The sequence below is a fragment of the Alkalinema pantanalense CENA528 genome (genome assembly GCF_050753345.1).
GTDB lineage: Bacteria > Cyanobacteriota > Cyanobacteriia > Leptolyngbyales > Leptolyngbyaceae > Alkalinema > Alkalinema pantanalense.
Genome location: NZ_JBLZFX010000074.1, coordinates 17,525 through 30,630 on the forward strand (window position 1 = coordinate 17,525; position 13,106 = coordinate 30,630).

Annotated in this window: 16 protein-coding genes; 1 reads left to right on the forward strand and 15 read right to left on the reverse strand. The window is 52.3% G+C overall.

Going from position 1 to position 13,106, the window contains the following annotated elements:
- Window positions 1-39: 39 nt before the first annotated feature.
- Window positions 40-2,001, forward strand: coding sequence for a squalene--hopene cyclase (gene shc, locus ACN4EG_RS19800; RefSeq protein WP_431631912.1), 1,962 nt, complete (start codon window positions 40-42; stop codon window positions 1,999-2,001).
- A gap of 104 nt (window positions 2,002-2,105) precedes the next feature.
- On the opposite strand, the gene ACN4EG_RS19805 is transcribed toward shc, so the two are convergent.
- The 15 genes from ACN4EG_RS19805 to ACN4EG_RS19875 form a co-directional block, all read right to left on the reverse strand.
- On the reverse strand, window positions 2,106-4,958 hold the full coding sequence (locus ACN4EG_RS19805) for a phospholipid carrier-dependent glycosyltransferase (RefSeq protein WP_431631913.1): 2,853 nt from the start codon (window positions 4,956-4,958) through the stop codon (window positions 2,106-2,108).
- Between the two features lie 120 nt (window positions 4,959-5,078).
- Window positions 5,079-5,360: a type II toxin-antitoxin system RelE family toxin gene (locus ACN4EG_RS19810; protein WP_431631914.1), complete on the reverse strand. Its 282-nt coding sequence runs from the start codon at window positions 5,358-5,360 to the stop codon at window positions 5,079-5,081.
- Between the two features lie 22 nt (window positions 5,361-5,382).
- Window positions 5,383-5,634 (reverse strand): hypothetical protein, encoded by a 252-nt coding sequence (locus ACN4EG_RS19815; protein ID WP_431631915.1) that lies wholly within the window; start codon window positions 5,632-5,634, stop codon window positions 5,383-5,385.
- 254 nt (window positions 5,635-5,888) lie between these two features.
- Window positions 5,889-6,530, reverse strand: coding sequence for a hypothetical protein (locus tag ACN4EG_RS19820; RefSeq protein WP_431631916.1), 642 nt, complete (start codon window positions 6,528-6,530; stop codon window positions 5,889-5,891).
- 7 nt (window positions 6,531-6,537) lie between these two features.
- Window positions 6,538-6,894 carry an STAS-like domain-containing protein gene (locus tag ACN4EG_RS19825; RefSeq protein WP_431631917.1) on the reverse strand — a complete coding sequence of 119 codons (357 nt, stop codon included), beginning with the start codon at window positions 6,892-6,894 and terminating at the stop codon, window positions 6,538-6,540.
- A 116-nt stretch (window positions 6,895-7,010) separates the two neighbouring features.
- Window positions 7,011-8,342 (reverse strand): restriction endonuclease subunit S, encoded by a 1,332-nt coding sequence (locus ACN4EG_RS19830; protein WP_431631918.1) that lies wholly within the window; start codon window positions 8,340-8,342, stop codon window positions 7,011-7,013.
- A gap of 27 nt (window positions 8,343-8,369) precedes the next feature.
- Window positions 8,370-8,723: a HepT-like ribonuclease domain-containing protein gene (locus ACN4EG_RS19835; protein WP_431631919.1), complete on the reverse strand. Its 354-nt coding sequence runs from the start codon at window positions 8,721-8,723 to the stop codon at window positions 8,370-8,372.
- Window positions 8,720-9,013, reverse strand: coding sequence for a nucleotidyltransferase family protein (locus ACN4EG_RS19840; RefSeq protein ID WP_431631920.1), 294 nt, complete (start codon window positions 9,011-9,013; stop codon window positions 8,720-8,722). The genes ACN4EG_RS19835 and ACN4EG_RS19840 overlap by 4 nt, the downstream gene beginning before the upstream one ends.
- On the reverse strand, window positions 9,010-9,507 hold the full coding sequence (locus tag ACN4EG_RS19845; RefSeq protein ID WP_431631921.1) for a UPF0175 family protein: 498 nt from the start codon (window positions 9,505-9,507) through the stop codon (window positions 9,010-9,012). The genes ACN4EG_RS19840 and ACN4EG_RS19845 overlap by 4 nt, the downstream gene beginning before the upstream one ends.
- Window positions 9,508-9,571: 64 nt before the next feature.
- Window positions 9,572-10,024 carry a cysteine peptidase family C39 domain-containing protein gene (locus ACN4EG_RS19850; RefSeq protein WP_431631922.1) on the reverse strand — a complete coding sequence of 151 codons (453 nt, stop codon included), beginning with the start codon at window positions 10,022-10,024 and terminating at the stop codon, window positions 9,572-9,574.
- A complete protein-coding gene (locus tag ACN4EG_RS19855; RefSeq protein WP_431631923.1) occupies window positions 9,999-10,418 on the reverse strand; it encodes a hypothetical protein in 420 nt (139 codons plus the stop codon). The genes ACN4EG_RS19850 and ACN4EG_RS19855 overlap by 26 nt, the downstream gene beginning before the upstream one ends.
- Window positions 10,419-10,452: 34 nt before the next feature.
- Complete coding sequence (locus ACN4EG_RS19860; RefSeq protein ID WP_431631924.1) at window positions 10,453-10,575, reverse strand: hypothetical protein; 123 nt, start codon at window positions 10,573-10,575, stop codon at window positions 10,453-10,455.
- Window positions 10,568-10,933, reverse strand: a complete 366-nt coding sequence (locus ACN4EG_RS19865; RefSeq protein WP_431631925.1) for a nucleotidyltransferase family protein — start codon at window positions 10,931-10,933, stop codon at window positions 10,568-10,570. Before ACN4EG_RS19865 ends, ACN4EG_RS19860 begins: the two co-directional genes overlap by 8 nt.
- Before the next feature lie 43 nt (window positions 10,934-10,976).
- Complete coding sequence (locus ACN4EG_RS19870) at window positions 10,977-12,398, reverse strand: type I restriction-modification system subunit M (protein ID WP_431631926.1); 1,422 nt, start codon at window positions 12,396-12,398, stop codon at window positions 10,977-10,979.
- Window positions 12,399-12,533: 135 nt separating this feature from the next.
- Window positions 12,534-12,824, reverse strand: coding sequence for a type II toxin-antitoxin system Phd/YefM family antitoxin (locus ACN4EG_RS19875; protein WP_431631927.1), 291 nt, complete (start codon window positions 12,822-12,824; stop codon window positions 12,534-12,536).
- Window positions 12,825-13,106 lie beyond the last annotated feature (282 nt).

Genomic DNA, 13,106 nt, shown 5'->3' on the forward strand with positions numbered 1-13,106 from the left:
CAACCCTTGGCTTGCCTGTTGACCCCAAACCCAAACCCTATGCAACTTCAAGACCGACCCAATACATCCCAAAATCCTTTAACAATCGCGATCGCGGCCAGCCAGAATTATTTACTCTCCCTGCAAACTTCGGAGGGCTACTGGTGGGCGCTTTTGGAATCCAACGTCACCATTACCGCAGAAGCGGTTCTATTGCATAAAATTTGGGGCACCGATCGGACCCGTCCCATGGATAAGGTAGAAACCTACCTGCGCAATCACCAGCGGGAATCCGGTGGCTGGGAACTGTATTACGGCGATGGGGGCGATCTGAGCACTTCGGTGGAAGCGTATATGGCGCTGAAGCTATTGGGTGTCTCAACCGAGGATCCCGCCATGGTCAAAGCCCGACGGTTTATTCTGTCCAAGGGCGGCGTGACGAAGACGCGGATTTTCACCAAAATGCACTTGGCGCTGATCGGCTGCTATGACTGGCGGGGATTACCTTCGATTCCGCCTTGGATCATGCTGCTGCCAACGGAAGTTTCGCCCTTCACGATCTATGAAATGTCCAGTTGGGCGCGGGGCAGTACAGTGCCGTTGCTGATTGTGTTTGACCAAAAGCCCGTATGGTTGGTGCAACCTGCGATTACCCTAGATGAACTTTACGTGGAAGGCGTGACGCGAGCCAAGTTTGAACTGCCCACCCAGGGTGATTGGACGGATGTGTTTGTCTGGGCCGACCAAGCCTTTAAGGTGGCTGAGGAATTGAATTTGGTACCCTTCCGTAATGAAGGACTGAAGGCGGCGGAGCAATGGATTCTGGAACGGCAGGAAGCCACGGGAGATTGGGGCGGCATTATTCCCGCGATGTTGAATTCGCTCCTAGCATTAAAAGCTTTAAATTACGCGGCGAGTGACCCGATCGTGGTACGGGGGTTGGCAGCAGTCGATCGCTTTGCGGTGGAAACGGAGGAGGAATACTGGGTGCAGCCCTGCGTGTCTCCGGTGTGGGATACGGCGTTGGTCATGCGATCGCTGGTGGATTCTGGGCTGGCGGCGGATCATCCTGCGCTGCAAAAGGGATCCCAGTGGTTATTGGATAAACAGATTTTGGATTATGGCGATTGGGGGGTAAAGAATCGCAAGGGCATGCCGGGGGGATGGGCCTTTGAATTTGAAAATCGCTTTTATCCCGACGTGGATGATACCGCTGTGGTAGTCATGGCGTTATTGCAGGTGAGAATGCAGGATGAAGCATTGAAGCAACAGGCGGTGAAACGGGCGGTGGATTGGGTTGCAACAATGCAATGCAAACCCGGTGGTTGGGCGGCCTTTGATTTAGACAACGATCAAGATTGGCTGAATTTAGTGCCCTATGGGGATTTGAAGGCGATGATTGATCCCAATACGGCGGATGTGACGGCGCGGGTGTTGGAGATGATGGGCAACCTTCAGACGCAGATGCCGGGAATTGCCCTACAAACCCTATTGAGTGAGCCGCAAATTCAACGCGGGTTAGATTACCTAATCCAGGAGCAGGAACCGGAAGGCTGTTGGTACGGACGTTGGGGGGTGAATTACATCTACGGTACGTCGGGGGTGTTGGCGGCGTTGGCAACGATCGCGCCGACCCGCTATCGATCGGCGATGACGCGCGGGGTCCAGTGGCTGGTGAGCTGCCAGAATGCCGATGGCGGCTGGGGCGAAACCTGCGAAAGCTATAAAAACCGCAATTTAATGGGGCAGGGGGACAGCACTGCTTCGCAAACGGCTTGGGCGCTGATCGGTCTATTGGCGGCGGGGGAAGCGACGCAGAACTTTGCGACAGAGGCGATCGAACGGGGGGTGCAGTACCTGCTGGCGACCCAGGGGGCCAATGGTGCCTGGGAGGAAGTTTGGTTTACGGGAACGGGATTTCCGCAGCATTTCTATTTGAAATATCACCTGTATTACCAACATTTCCCGCTGACGGCATTGGGTCGCTATTACGCTTGGCAACAGAAGCAAGCGCTGTTGTAGCCCGGATTGGCTGACAGAACTGAATCCGCCCTCACCCCAACCCCTCTCCCAGAGCGGGAGAGGGGCTTTTGAGCCAACACTTTTGTTCAAAGTTCTTTTGCCCTTTATGGATTTTTGGTAGATGAGGACTTCGATCGGGTTAAATACCCTTGTCCTTCCTGCCATGCTTGGATGAAATGACCTTGCATTAAATGGGCGATCGCGTTTAATCCATGGAGTTCGGGGAGTTGGTTATTGAGTTGCAATGCAGGTTGCAGAATTGATTGGGCGGCTTTGCCCCGGAAGTCGTAGAGATTGACGAAGGCGAGATAGGCGTAGGCATTGGGATTGGTGCTGTCTAGTTCAACCACCCGTTGCATGGCCGCGATCGCGTCTTTAACATCTCGTTGCAACACTTGGGTTAATCCGTAGGTGTAGGCGAGTTGGGTATTTTTGGATTCCTGTTGCAATCGGTAGGCAATCAGTTTTTCGGATTGCTTGAGGTAATCCTGGGTAGCATCGTAGAGATTGAGTTGGCCCACTTGATTGAAAACTTTATCAATGCCTTGCAAGCCCTTGGGAAGCTGGGTAGAAGCGAGGCGCAATTGCGTTAAGGGATCGAGTTCGGGGGCGGGCGTGGGACTGGCCGTAGGACTAACGGTGATTTTGACGGTGGGAAGGGCGATCGGTTGGCTGACGAGGGTGGCGCGATCGAGGTAGATGGCTTCTAAAACGTAGGTGCCGCTGGCGTTGGCGGGGGGAAGCATGGCCAGGGTTTCTGTGACTTGCACGAGGGCGTCGGGAGCTAGGGTGGAGGATTGCAGGCGGCCTAGGCCGATACCGTGGTCGTGGAGCCAGCGATCGGCAGAGAGGGTGGGAGGGTGGGAGGGTGTGGGTTGTTTTTGATTCTCTGAGTTATTGCTATTAGTGTTATCTGTTGGGTTTTCAGATTTGTTACTTTTTATGATCGGTTTGGGGTCTTCGATGCGTTTCCACGTTAAGGCGACGAGGCCCGATCGGAGTTTTTCCCAGGGGCCGACCCATTGGTATTCTACGGGGACGGGTTGGTTGGGGGGGACGATCGCGGGGGTGGTGACTTTGGTGAGTTGGATGGGGTTGGTTGGAGGTTGGAGGGTTGGAGGGTTGGAGGGTTGGAGGGGGGTGAGGGCGATCGTGGGTTTGCTGCGGTGGTAGAGGCGGAGGTTGCTGCCGTCGGGCATGGCCCAGGCTTGGACGACTTGGAAGGTGGGGGTGGCGTTGGCGGTGGCGTTGGGTTGCTCAATTTGTTGCATCAAGCTGGAGAGGGCTTCGGGTTTGCGGATTGCGCCTTGGTTTCCGGTTTTGGTGACGTACCAATCGAGCGATCGGCTGTCTTGCCAGACTTGTTTGGGGTTTGCGCCGACTTGTCGCCCGTAGACTTGGAAGTTTTGCAGGGTGCCGAAGTAGTTGAGGTTGTGTTGGTTGAATTCTGGGAGGGAGGGCAGGACGCCGATCGTGTGGCGCAGGTGGGGTGCCGTTTGCAGGACGGTGTTGATCACGTCTTGCTGGTGCCAATTTTTGCGGCCTAGGTCAGTGTTGATGCTTGCCATACCGGGGACGATCGGGAAGAGGTTCGTCAGCATGAGGCCGGTCATGAGGGCGATGGTGCCCCAGCGGAATTCCCACAGGTAGCGGGGAAAGATGACGAGGCCTTGGGCGAGGAGGAGGGCGACGATCGGCAGGGCGGGGGTGAAGTAACGCAGGTCTTTATTGACGTTGAGGGAGCAGAGCAGGTAAGCACCACCGATGAAAATCAGGAGCCAACGGGTCGATCGCCACCATTGTTGGTAGCGTTGCTGGCGGATGCTTTTGTCTAGGATGTCTTGGGAGGTGCTGGGGACGAGGGTAACGACTCGTTTGCTGTAGAAAACCAGTCCGGCAATTGCGACGAGGAGGAGGGGATAGGTGACGTGGGCGGGGAGGAGTTGGAGGTAGTAAGTCCAGGCGGCGATCGTGTTGAGGGGGGGATCGCCTTCTGCGATTGCGGAGGCCACGGTGGCGCGTTCGCCGGAGGTGAGGATGATCAGCCAGTTGGTGCGATACCAGGGATAGGCAACCCAAACGGTAAAGATCAGACCGAGAATCAGTTGCAGCAATGCAATCCAGTGGCGTTTGACAATGGTAACGATAAGGGCATAGAGAATGGGGGTGAAGAGGAAGAGGGCAACGGTTTGTTTGGTCATGAAGGCGAGGCCGAGGGCGATGCCAAATCCGATCGCTTTGGCCCAGGGGGAGGTGAGGCTACGGTGGAGGGTTTGTTGGAGGAAGGGCGGGATTTGTGCCCATTGGATGGTGGGGAGGGGGAGGCGTTTTTGGGTTTTGGTGGTTTCTAGGAATTGGCGGAGGTTTCTGATCAGGGCGATCGCGTCTTCGGTGGTGGAAGGGGTGGGTGGGTCGGTGGGTGGGGGCGTGGGTTTGGGTTCGGCGGCTGTCCACCCGGATGTCCACCAGAGGGTGAGGGTGAACATTGTTAAGGTGGTCATGGCGATGATCGGGTGATCGATCATGTAGTTGAGTCGGTGGGGATATAGTCCGGGGAATAGGAGGGTGATTGCTGCGGCCCACAGTCCGACTTCGCTGGTGAAGAGGGTGGTGCCAATGCCGTAGACGGACAGAATGAGAATGCCGCTGAAGAGGAGGTTAACGAGGGTGGAGGCGGCGATGCTGGTGCCGAAGAGGTTGAGGAAGGGGACGGTGCTGATGTAGACGAGGGGGGGGATTTTGGAGGAGAGGAGCCAGAGGCTAGTCCACCAGGCGGAGTCGAACCAGTCGGGGGTTTGCAGGGCTTTCCAGTAGTTCATGGCTCCGGTGAGGTAGTCGGCCTGATCCCACTCTGGAACGGGTTGCAGGTTGCTAATCCAAGCCCGATCGACGATCGCGCTCAGTGCCCAAATGCTGAAGAGTATGGCTGTTTGTTTTATCCACCGCTGCTGAATCACGCTTTCGCCCCAGGAACCACGATCACCCCCTAACTTATACCACTTTGGGGATTTTGGGTGAGGGGAAAAGGGTGAGGGAGGAGGGGAGGCGAAATTATGCTGACAGAAATGAATCTTGAGCTATCCCAGTAGACGTTTGAGTCGTTTGTAGACTTCATCGTCATTGCGTTTGCCAACTAAGATAATGAGAACTAAGTCTTCATCCGGGAGATAACGGTAGACAATTCGATACTCTCCAACATCAACACGATAATGGTTGTCGTAGCCAATCATCGCTTTACTATCGTTAGGAAGCGGATCAAGATTGAGTGAAAATATTTTTTTGGCGATTTGGGCTGCAACTTTAGGTTGTAAGCCTTTGAGAAAGGCTAAAACTTGCCCCAATCCGTCTAATTTCGGCATTATTAATGATGAATCTGATTACTTATGAATCTGAGGCTGAGTCTAAGGCCGCTAAACGCGCAATTTCTTGGGTGAAGGCTTCTACGCCGACTGTTGATGAGTTTTTTAGGGCGTTTTCTGCTTGTTGCTGCCAAGCGGCGTCTTGGATCTGATCGAGTTGTTGCAAGAGGGCTAGGACTTCATGCCAAGCTTCGATCGGTAAAACAACATCGGTGGGTAAACCACTGGCATTGGTGAGATAGCGAGCGTTTTGGAGAGCTTCTGGAAGAGTCACGGGGATATAGGGGATTGATGCTGTTGTTTGACTCATTATAGCGCTAGGGATTTTGGGGTGGGGCTAGGTTTGGGTGGGTGGTTTGGCTTTTTTGCGGGTTTTGCTGGGTTTTGGGGTGGCGTTGGCGCGTTCTGTGCGGATGCGCTCTAGGAGGACGCTGGCGGGTTCGTCGGTGGGGTCTTGGGGGACGAGTTCGCCCCGAAAGGCTTTGGAAAGGATTGCGCGATCGCTTGGATTGGTAGGATTGGCTAGAGCTAGCGTTGGATGAGTTGATTTTGGGCTTTTGCCGCAGCAATGGCATTGCGGTTAGCTGTAAAAACAGTGATGCCAGAAGCGGTTATGAAATCAATATCATCGGTAATCACTTGATTGATTCCGGTTTTGGTTGCAGTAGTGAGCATGAGACTGTCATAGCTATCTAGTTCTTGGATTGTGAGGTTCCCGATCGTTTGGGCGGTTGTGGGTTGATCGACCAAGGTTTCCAGGCAAGTTCCAGAAGTCTCGATGAGTCCCCAAGCGGCTTCGATTTCTGGAATGACCTGCTGCTGTCGTTCTTGCGGGGATCCATGACGATATTCTTTGAGGGAAAAATCTTCAGGACGTCGTTGATGGGTGGCGCAGAAAATTTGCCATTCGCTTCGTTCGATGAGGCTGCTAAGTTCGGCGATCGACAGTCCTGACCAAAAGATTTGGCTTTGGGCTTGCAGGGCTGCTTTGATGTAGGTTGGGTAGTGTTGGGTTTGATAGGATTTTGGCGGTTTTGGGCTGAGTTTGGCGCGGGTGTAGGTGAGCCAGTACCAAACGTTGGTGTCTACTAAAAACCGATCGCCGGGTTGGGGCTGATCGGTGATGAGGTTGATGACTTTGGCACGGACGATCGGTTGATAGGAGGCCATTTGCGTTCTATGCGGTCAGGGCTTGTTCATCAAGGACGCGATCGATGGCGTCGCGGAGGGTGGGGTTATTTTGGTAGGCTTTGGCGTTTTCGATGACGCGCTTGAGGGTGTTTTGGCCTGCGGGGGCGAGGTTGATGGGGTGGAGGTGGGTGTTGAGTTGTTCGGCGGAGAATTCGCTGACGAGGCGTCCGATCGCGGCGTTGAAGAAGGGGGAGGCGAAAATGGTGACGTTGCTGAAGTCGAGGGTGATATCGGTGCCCTGGGCGATGAGGGGGGACAGGATATCGTGGAGTTTTTCACCGTCTTCTAGGGTGATGCCATAGTTGCCAATTAGCTGTGAAACGAGGATGGTTGTGGGTTCCATGACGATTTTTCTCCGGGGTAAATAATGGGGTGGGGTTAGTCGTCAGTTTGATGGCGGATGGATATTTTCTAATTGTGCCTTGTAATGGGGGGATTTGACCTGGGTTAGAAGCTGGATTAGGGTTTGGCTTTTTTGCGGGTTTTGCTGGGTTTGGGGGTGGCGTTGGCGCGTTCTGTGCGGATGCGCTCTAGGAGGACGCTGGCGGGTTCGTCGGTGGGGTCTTGGGGGACGAGTTCGCCCCGGAAGGCTTTGGAAAGGATCGCGCGATCGAGTTGAATAAGTTGTTCTTGCACCCCTAAATCTTGAATAGATTGAATATAATCCATCTGAGATTTAATTCGCTGTACAATTTCTCTCTGCTCTTTTATAGAAAAAACAGGAATCGGAGTTTCCATCACAACCTTCTGATTTATTTTCGGCATATTACCAGCAGTTCCGGTTGCATTATTTTTAAAATATTCTCTTGTGTATTTACTGGCCAGCATATAGTTCAAAAACTCAGGAGAAATAATATCTGACCTTACCTGAATTTTCATGGTCAAATCAGGATAAATAAATTCTTTTGGTTGCCCTGTGTATATAGCCGATATACCTACATACTCAAGAGTATTACTCCGCTGTATCAGTATGTCGCCTGGATATAGCCAGAGATGAGAATCTTCCGGAACCTCGCAATCCAGGTATTTAAAGTACTCAGATCGAAACTCACCGGATGTTGTTGCACTTAAGCTAAATGACTTAACAGGAGTAGGATAATCTACTGCTTTTAAAGACAATCCATTTCTAGGTTTTCCAAGAATAATATCTCCCAACTGTATAGTTTTGCATGGTTCAACGTCTGGGTTTTGTTCGCGCCAGTCGGCGGTGAGATCCCCTCGGAAGGCAGCCGCTAGGACGGATTGACGGAACCGATCGCACAACTCAGGAATGACCTCTAGGGCTTCTCGCGCTTTTTGGGTCTTCGATCGAAGTTCCTCAATCTTGGCAACAATCCGTTTTTGTTCGTTGAGTGGGGGTAGAGGAATAGCAATAGAATTAAGGTTTTTCTGATTTAACTTTGGCTGTGCTGACCCAGAAATATAGAACCGTAAATCAGAATAGTTAATGTAGTTTCGCAGATACAAGCTAAGAATTAATGTATCAACAACTTGGACCACATGGGCATGATTATTTACCCAGAACTTACCCTTTGCTTCAAAAGCAATCGGCGTAGATCGGCTAAGGAGGTTAGCTCCATCCTCAGCTATTAGTAGATATTCGCCGTCAAATAAGTATTCATCAACATAATCAATAATGCCAGAGGCTCCATAGTAAGGAAATTCTCCTTGCCTAGATTCACGCTCTTTACTACTTACTGGAACTCTTTGACCATCATAATTAATAGTGACATCCTCAAATTTAGTCCACTCCCAACCTTCGGGTAAATTCAGTATTTCATTCAGCATCATCTTGTAGCTTTCGCCATAACAGTCAGTTTAATTATCGCAATATAATGTTCTAGCAACTTCAGTAATCACAGTCTTAAACGGCGGCAATCCCTCCTGAATCGTTGCCCAAACCACATTAACATCAATTCCCCAGTATTCATGAACCAAAATATCCCGCATTCCAGCCACTGCCTTCCAAGGAATCTCAGGATATTGCTCACGAATATCAACTGGAATCTTCTTAACCGCTTCTCCAATGATCTCGATCGACTTGACAACAGCTAGAACCTTCTCCCGGTTGGCTTGAAATGCCTCCAAATCAACACCCGCTGTAAAGGTTTCAATCTCCGCGATCGTCTCCAAAATATCTTGCAAAAACTCCGATAGCGATCGCTCAGTCATAGATAAATCACTTCCGACAACACCCGATCGCGAATCCGAGCCTTGAGTCCATTCTTCGTCACCACATCCACCCTCAACCCAATCAACTCACTCAAATAATCCCGTAACTCCACCACCCCAAACAACGTCGGAGCCTGCTCATAATCCACCAGCACATCCACATCACTCCGATCGGTCTGTTCCCCCCGCGCATAGGAACCAAACACCCCCACCTGAGTAATCCGATACCGCTCCCGCAGCAGCCCCTTACTCTCCCCCAAAATCCGCTTAATCTCTTCCAGTGTCTTCATTCCAACCCTCGATCGGTCATTTCTTGTTCAATCTCCGTCAGACTCAACAACCCTTCCCCCGACTCAACAATCTTCGCCCGCAGGTCACGTAACCGCTTTCCCAACGCAGGCTTAGCCTCCTCCTCCATTTGTTGAAGCGTTTCTAGATCCTGCATCAACTCCGCCTCATCATAATTTAGGCAAACTCCGCGATCGTGCAAAAACGTCTCTACTGCCCACCGCGACCCCAATCCCAAAAGCTCACCTAACTTACCCAAACTAATCTCCCCCTGTCGGTAGCGATGGATTAGCTGGTGTTCCCACCGCTGTTGTTCCTGCGGTGCTCTTTCCAACTCCCCCTCCCAAGCTCCAAACGTACTCAAAAACTCCGAAGACCATTTTCGCTCAGTCCCGTGAGTGCGCTGTACCAACACCTCCGCAAACCGCAACAACTCCTGCTGCTCACCGAGCGGCAACGATCGAACCTTCTGTAAAATCGCTTCTTCCAGAGTCATTGCTTTACTCCCCCTTATCCGCGATCGATAATCTCATTCTACGCCCCATCCTCCACTGACCTAGTTAAAACTCCGAGTCTCCTAAAATCAGAATCATTAAACAGTTGCTCAATCTCCAAGCCTGCTCAAAAGCTGAACGGGGTAAAACACGCTTTCCAACCAAAGGATCATAAACAGTTACATTTTCTGCATCCGCATCCACAACCACGACGGCATGGCTAGTTCTGACACCGTCAATGGGTAAAAGATTGACATACACGATCGGGTATCTTCCCTGTGCAAGCTCAACATCTAGCCCCTCGACTGATACGTTACATTTCATCGAGTTAGGAAATCCCAATCTGCGAACCGCTTCCACAGCGCGAAATGCTTCCGTTCCCAAAGCAGTACAATCGCATAACTCTCGTAGGGCTGCTTCATCCAGATCTACCCCAAACCCCGCAAGCACCATTCTCAAACAAGCTGGAACGCAAGAGAAGGGCGTTTCTTGCCTATAAAAAGGCAGATTCAATCTCATGGGATCGCTCCTCGTACAACTTCAGCCCGTGCGATCGCATGACATCGGGCGAAGTTGCAGAAATCATTCCCGCCGAAAATGCACTAACCAACACTTCACCCACCTGTCCCACCTCACCGATAATCGGATAAGTCAGCACAACGGGCACGTACCAAATATCACCAGCCGCAATCATCCTTGGCTCCGCTGCCATAAAGCGATCCGGCAAAACTTCTAGCAACCAACCATTCACCACCGATTCAGCGATCGCCGCAGTCACAGGAGGCTCCTGCGTTGGACTCGCTTCCAACTGCCATCCATCCATCAAGCCAAGCATGGCCTCCAGTTGTCCTGGATTTAGCGTTTTCAGCTTCTCGCTGGCATGTTCAATCTTAGTTGCCTCTACTTTTGCCATAACTCAGAAAAGGGTGCTCAATGAATAGGACAGATTAGCTCCATTTTAGCGATCCCAAATACTCCGACTCACTCACCCCAGTCGTAAACTGCTGAATTTCCCGAATCGCCTGTGCCATATCCCACACCGATGCAATATCCCGCTCCCACTCATCCATAAATCACCCGATGCGTCTTCAGAATATTCGATCGCCGATAGGGATTCTCTAGAAGCCGCTTCTGCACCACATCCACCCGTCGCCCGAACAACTCCGACAACGCCCCATTCAACTCCTGCCAGCTTTGCCATGTGACTCGGTGTTCTGGCCCAAACTCCACCAACACATCCACATCACTCGGTGCATCCCCCGCCACCCGAAAATCCTCTCGCAACACTGACCCAAACAGCCCCATCTCCACAATCCCAAAACGCTCACACAGCCGCGCGATCGTTGATCGATCGACCCCCAGCCGTTCCCGTAAAATTTCATCCACCGACGCAGTTAAAGCAACCTGCGCTAAAGCAACCTGTTCCATCATCCACCTCCTAACCAACCCATCCTAATTTTAAATCCCTCGCCTAATCCTCCAACAACCCCATCAGTCCCTCCATCTCCTGCGTCGCCACCCGCAACCGCTCCAAAATCTCCAGCGCGATCGTCTCCGGCTCCGGCAAATCCTCCCCCGACTGCAAACTCTCATCCCGCAGCCAAGAAATATCCAAATTCTCCCCCCGCTTGCCAATCTCCTCCCGCGAAAAACAGCGAAACCGCCCCGTCTCCCCCAGATCAACCCGAGGCGATCGGCCATTGGCATCCGCCCCATAGCACGCCTCAAACTCCGCAAAATGCCCCCGCGTCAACGGCGTCCGCTTACCAAACGTCGGCATATTCGTCCGCATATCGTAAATCCAAACCCGCTCCGTATTTCCCTTCTCCGTCAGCCCCCGCTGGAAAAACAACACATTCGTCTTCACCCCCTGCGCATAAAAAATCCCCGTCGGCAACCGCAAAATCGTATGCAAATTGCACTTATCCATCAGATCCGCCCGAATCGCCTTACCCTGCCCATCCTCAAACAGCACATTATCCGGCAACACCACCGCCGCCCGTCCCCCCGGCACCAGCCCCCGGTAGATATGCTGCAAAAACGCCAACTGCTTATTCGATGTCGCATAGGTAAAATCATCCCGCGACGGCAACCCACCCCCCTTCTTCGTGCCAAAGGGCGGATTCGTCAAAATCAGATTCGCCTTGCGCAACCGCTGCCCATCGATCGCCAACGTATCCCCCAGGATCACCCCCTCCTCAATTCCATGCAGCATCAAATTCATCAACAGCAAACGATGGGCATCCTGCACCAACTCAATGCCATACAACGCCTTCTGCCGCTGAAACGCCTGCTCATCATCACCCAACTCAAATAAATCCCCTGTCCGCTGCTTAATGTATTGATGGGCCGCAATCAAAAATCCCCCCGTCCCCGCCGCCGGGTCCTGCACCAACTCCCCCGGCTGCGGCTGCATCAGCGCCACCATACAATCAATCAACGGCCTCGGCGTAAAATACTGCCCCGCTCCCGACTTCTTCTCACTGGCATTCTTCTCCAGCAACCCCTCATAGAGATCGCCCAGCCCCTCCTCCTTCGCCGAATACCAATCCAACTCATCCAAACTCTGCACCAGCTTCTTGAGGATGCGCGGTTGTTTCAGCGCCGTCTGAGCATTGGCAAAAATCGCCTGCACCCGTGGAGAAGCCTCCTTTGAACCCAAATGCAACAACGCCGATCGGTAGAACTCCAATTGCTCAATCCCATCCCGACTGACCAGATCCCCCCAGCGATAGCCCTCCGGTAACTGTGCTTCCTGCTCCGTCTCCTGCATCATCTTGAGAAACAGTAAATACGTCAGTTCCGTAACATATTGCAGATAGGTAATGCCATCATCCCGCAACACATGGCAGAGATTCCAAAGCTTTTGCACAATATCCGTCGTTGCAGTCATAACTCAAACCAATTCTCAACGTGAAAATCATCGCGATCGGCATCATCCGCTGTATTGTTCGTGACCAGGACGAGGATGCAGCGGCTCCGATAGACTAGTCGTATCCAGTATTCCTATTCAACGAGTGTAGATCCGTCACAGCCCAACCTCTCGCCCCACCGACCGATCGCGAACTTCGTGGAACACCTCATCCGGGGCAATGTCCAGATCTGCGATCGCCAGCCGTTCTCGAAACGCCCCCAGAGCCTGCCCAAATGTCCCCTTTTGCTCCACCCCGCGATCGTCAGTGTCCTCCGCCAACACCACAGCTACCCGCTTGCCCCTTCGCGTCAGTTCGATCGGCTGCCCTGCCTCTACCGGCTGCACCCACTGGGCTAACGGGTCACGGGCTTGAGCAATGGAATATTGTGGTGAAGAATCAGACATCGCTTGCAAATGGCTATCTAGATGGCTATCTTAATTATAGAAGCAACCCATCACAAGCTCCGTTTATAAGGTTATGCCAAGTCAACTTGTGATTAAAACAATAACGATCCCCCTAAATCCCCCTTAAAAAGGGGGACTTTAAGAGAATTTGACTGAATTCCCCCCTTTTTAAGGGGGGCTAGCGATTATCTTGAAAGTCAAGTAGGTTGGGGCAGAACTTGCCCTGGATTAGCTATGGCCGCAGGGTTCCAGAAGGTTCCCTGCTTGACCATGGCATTGAGA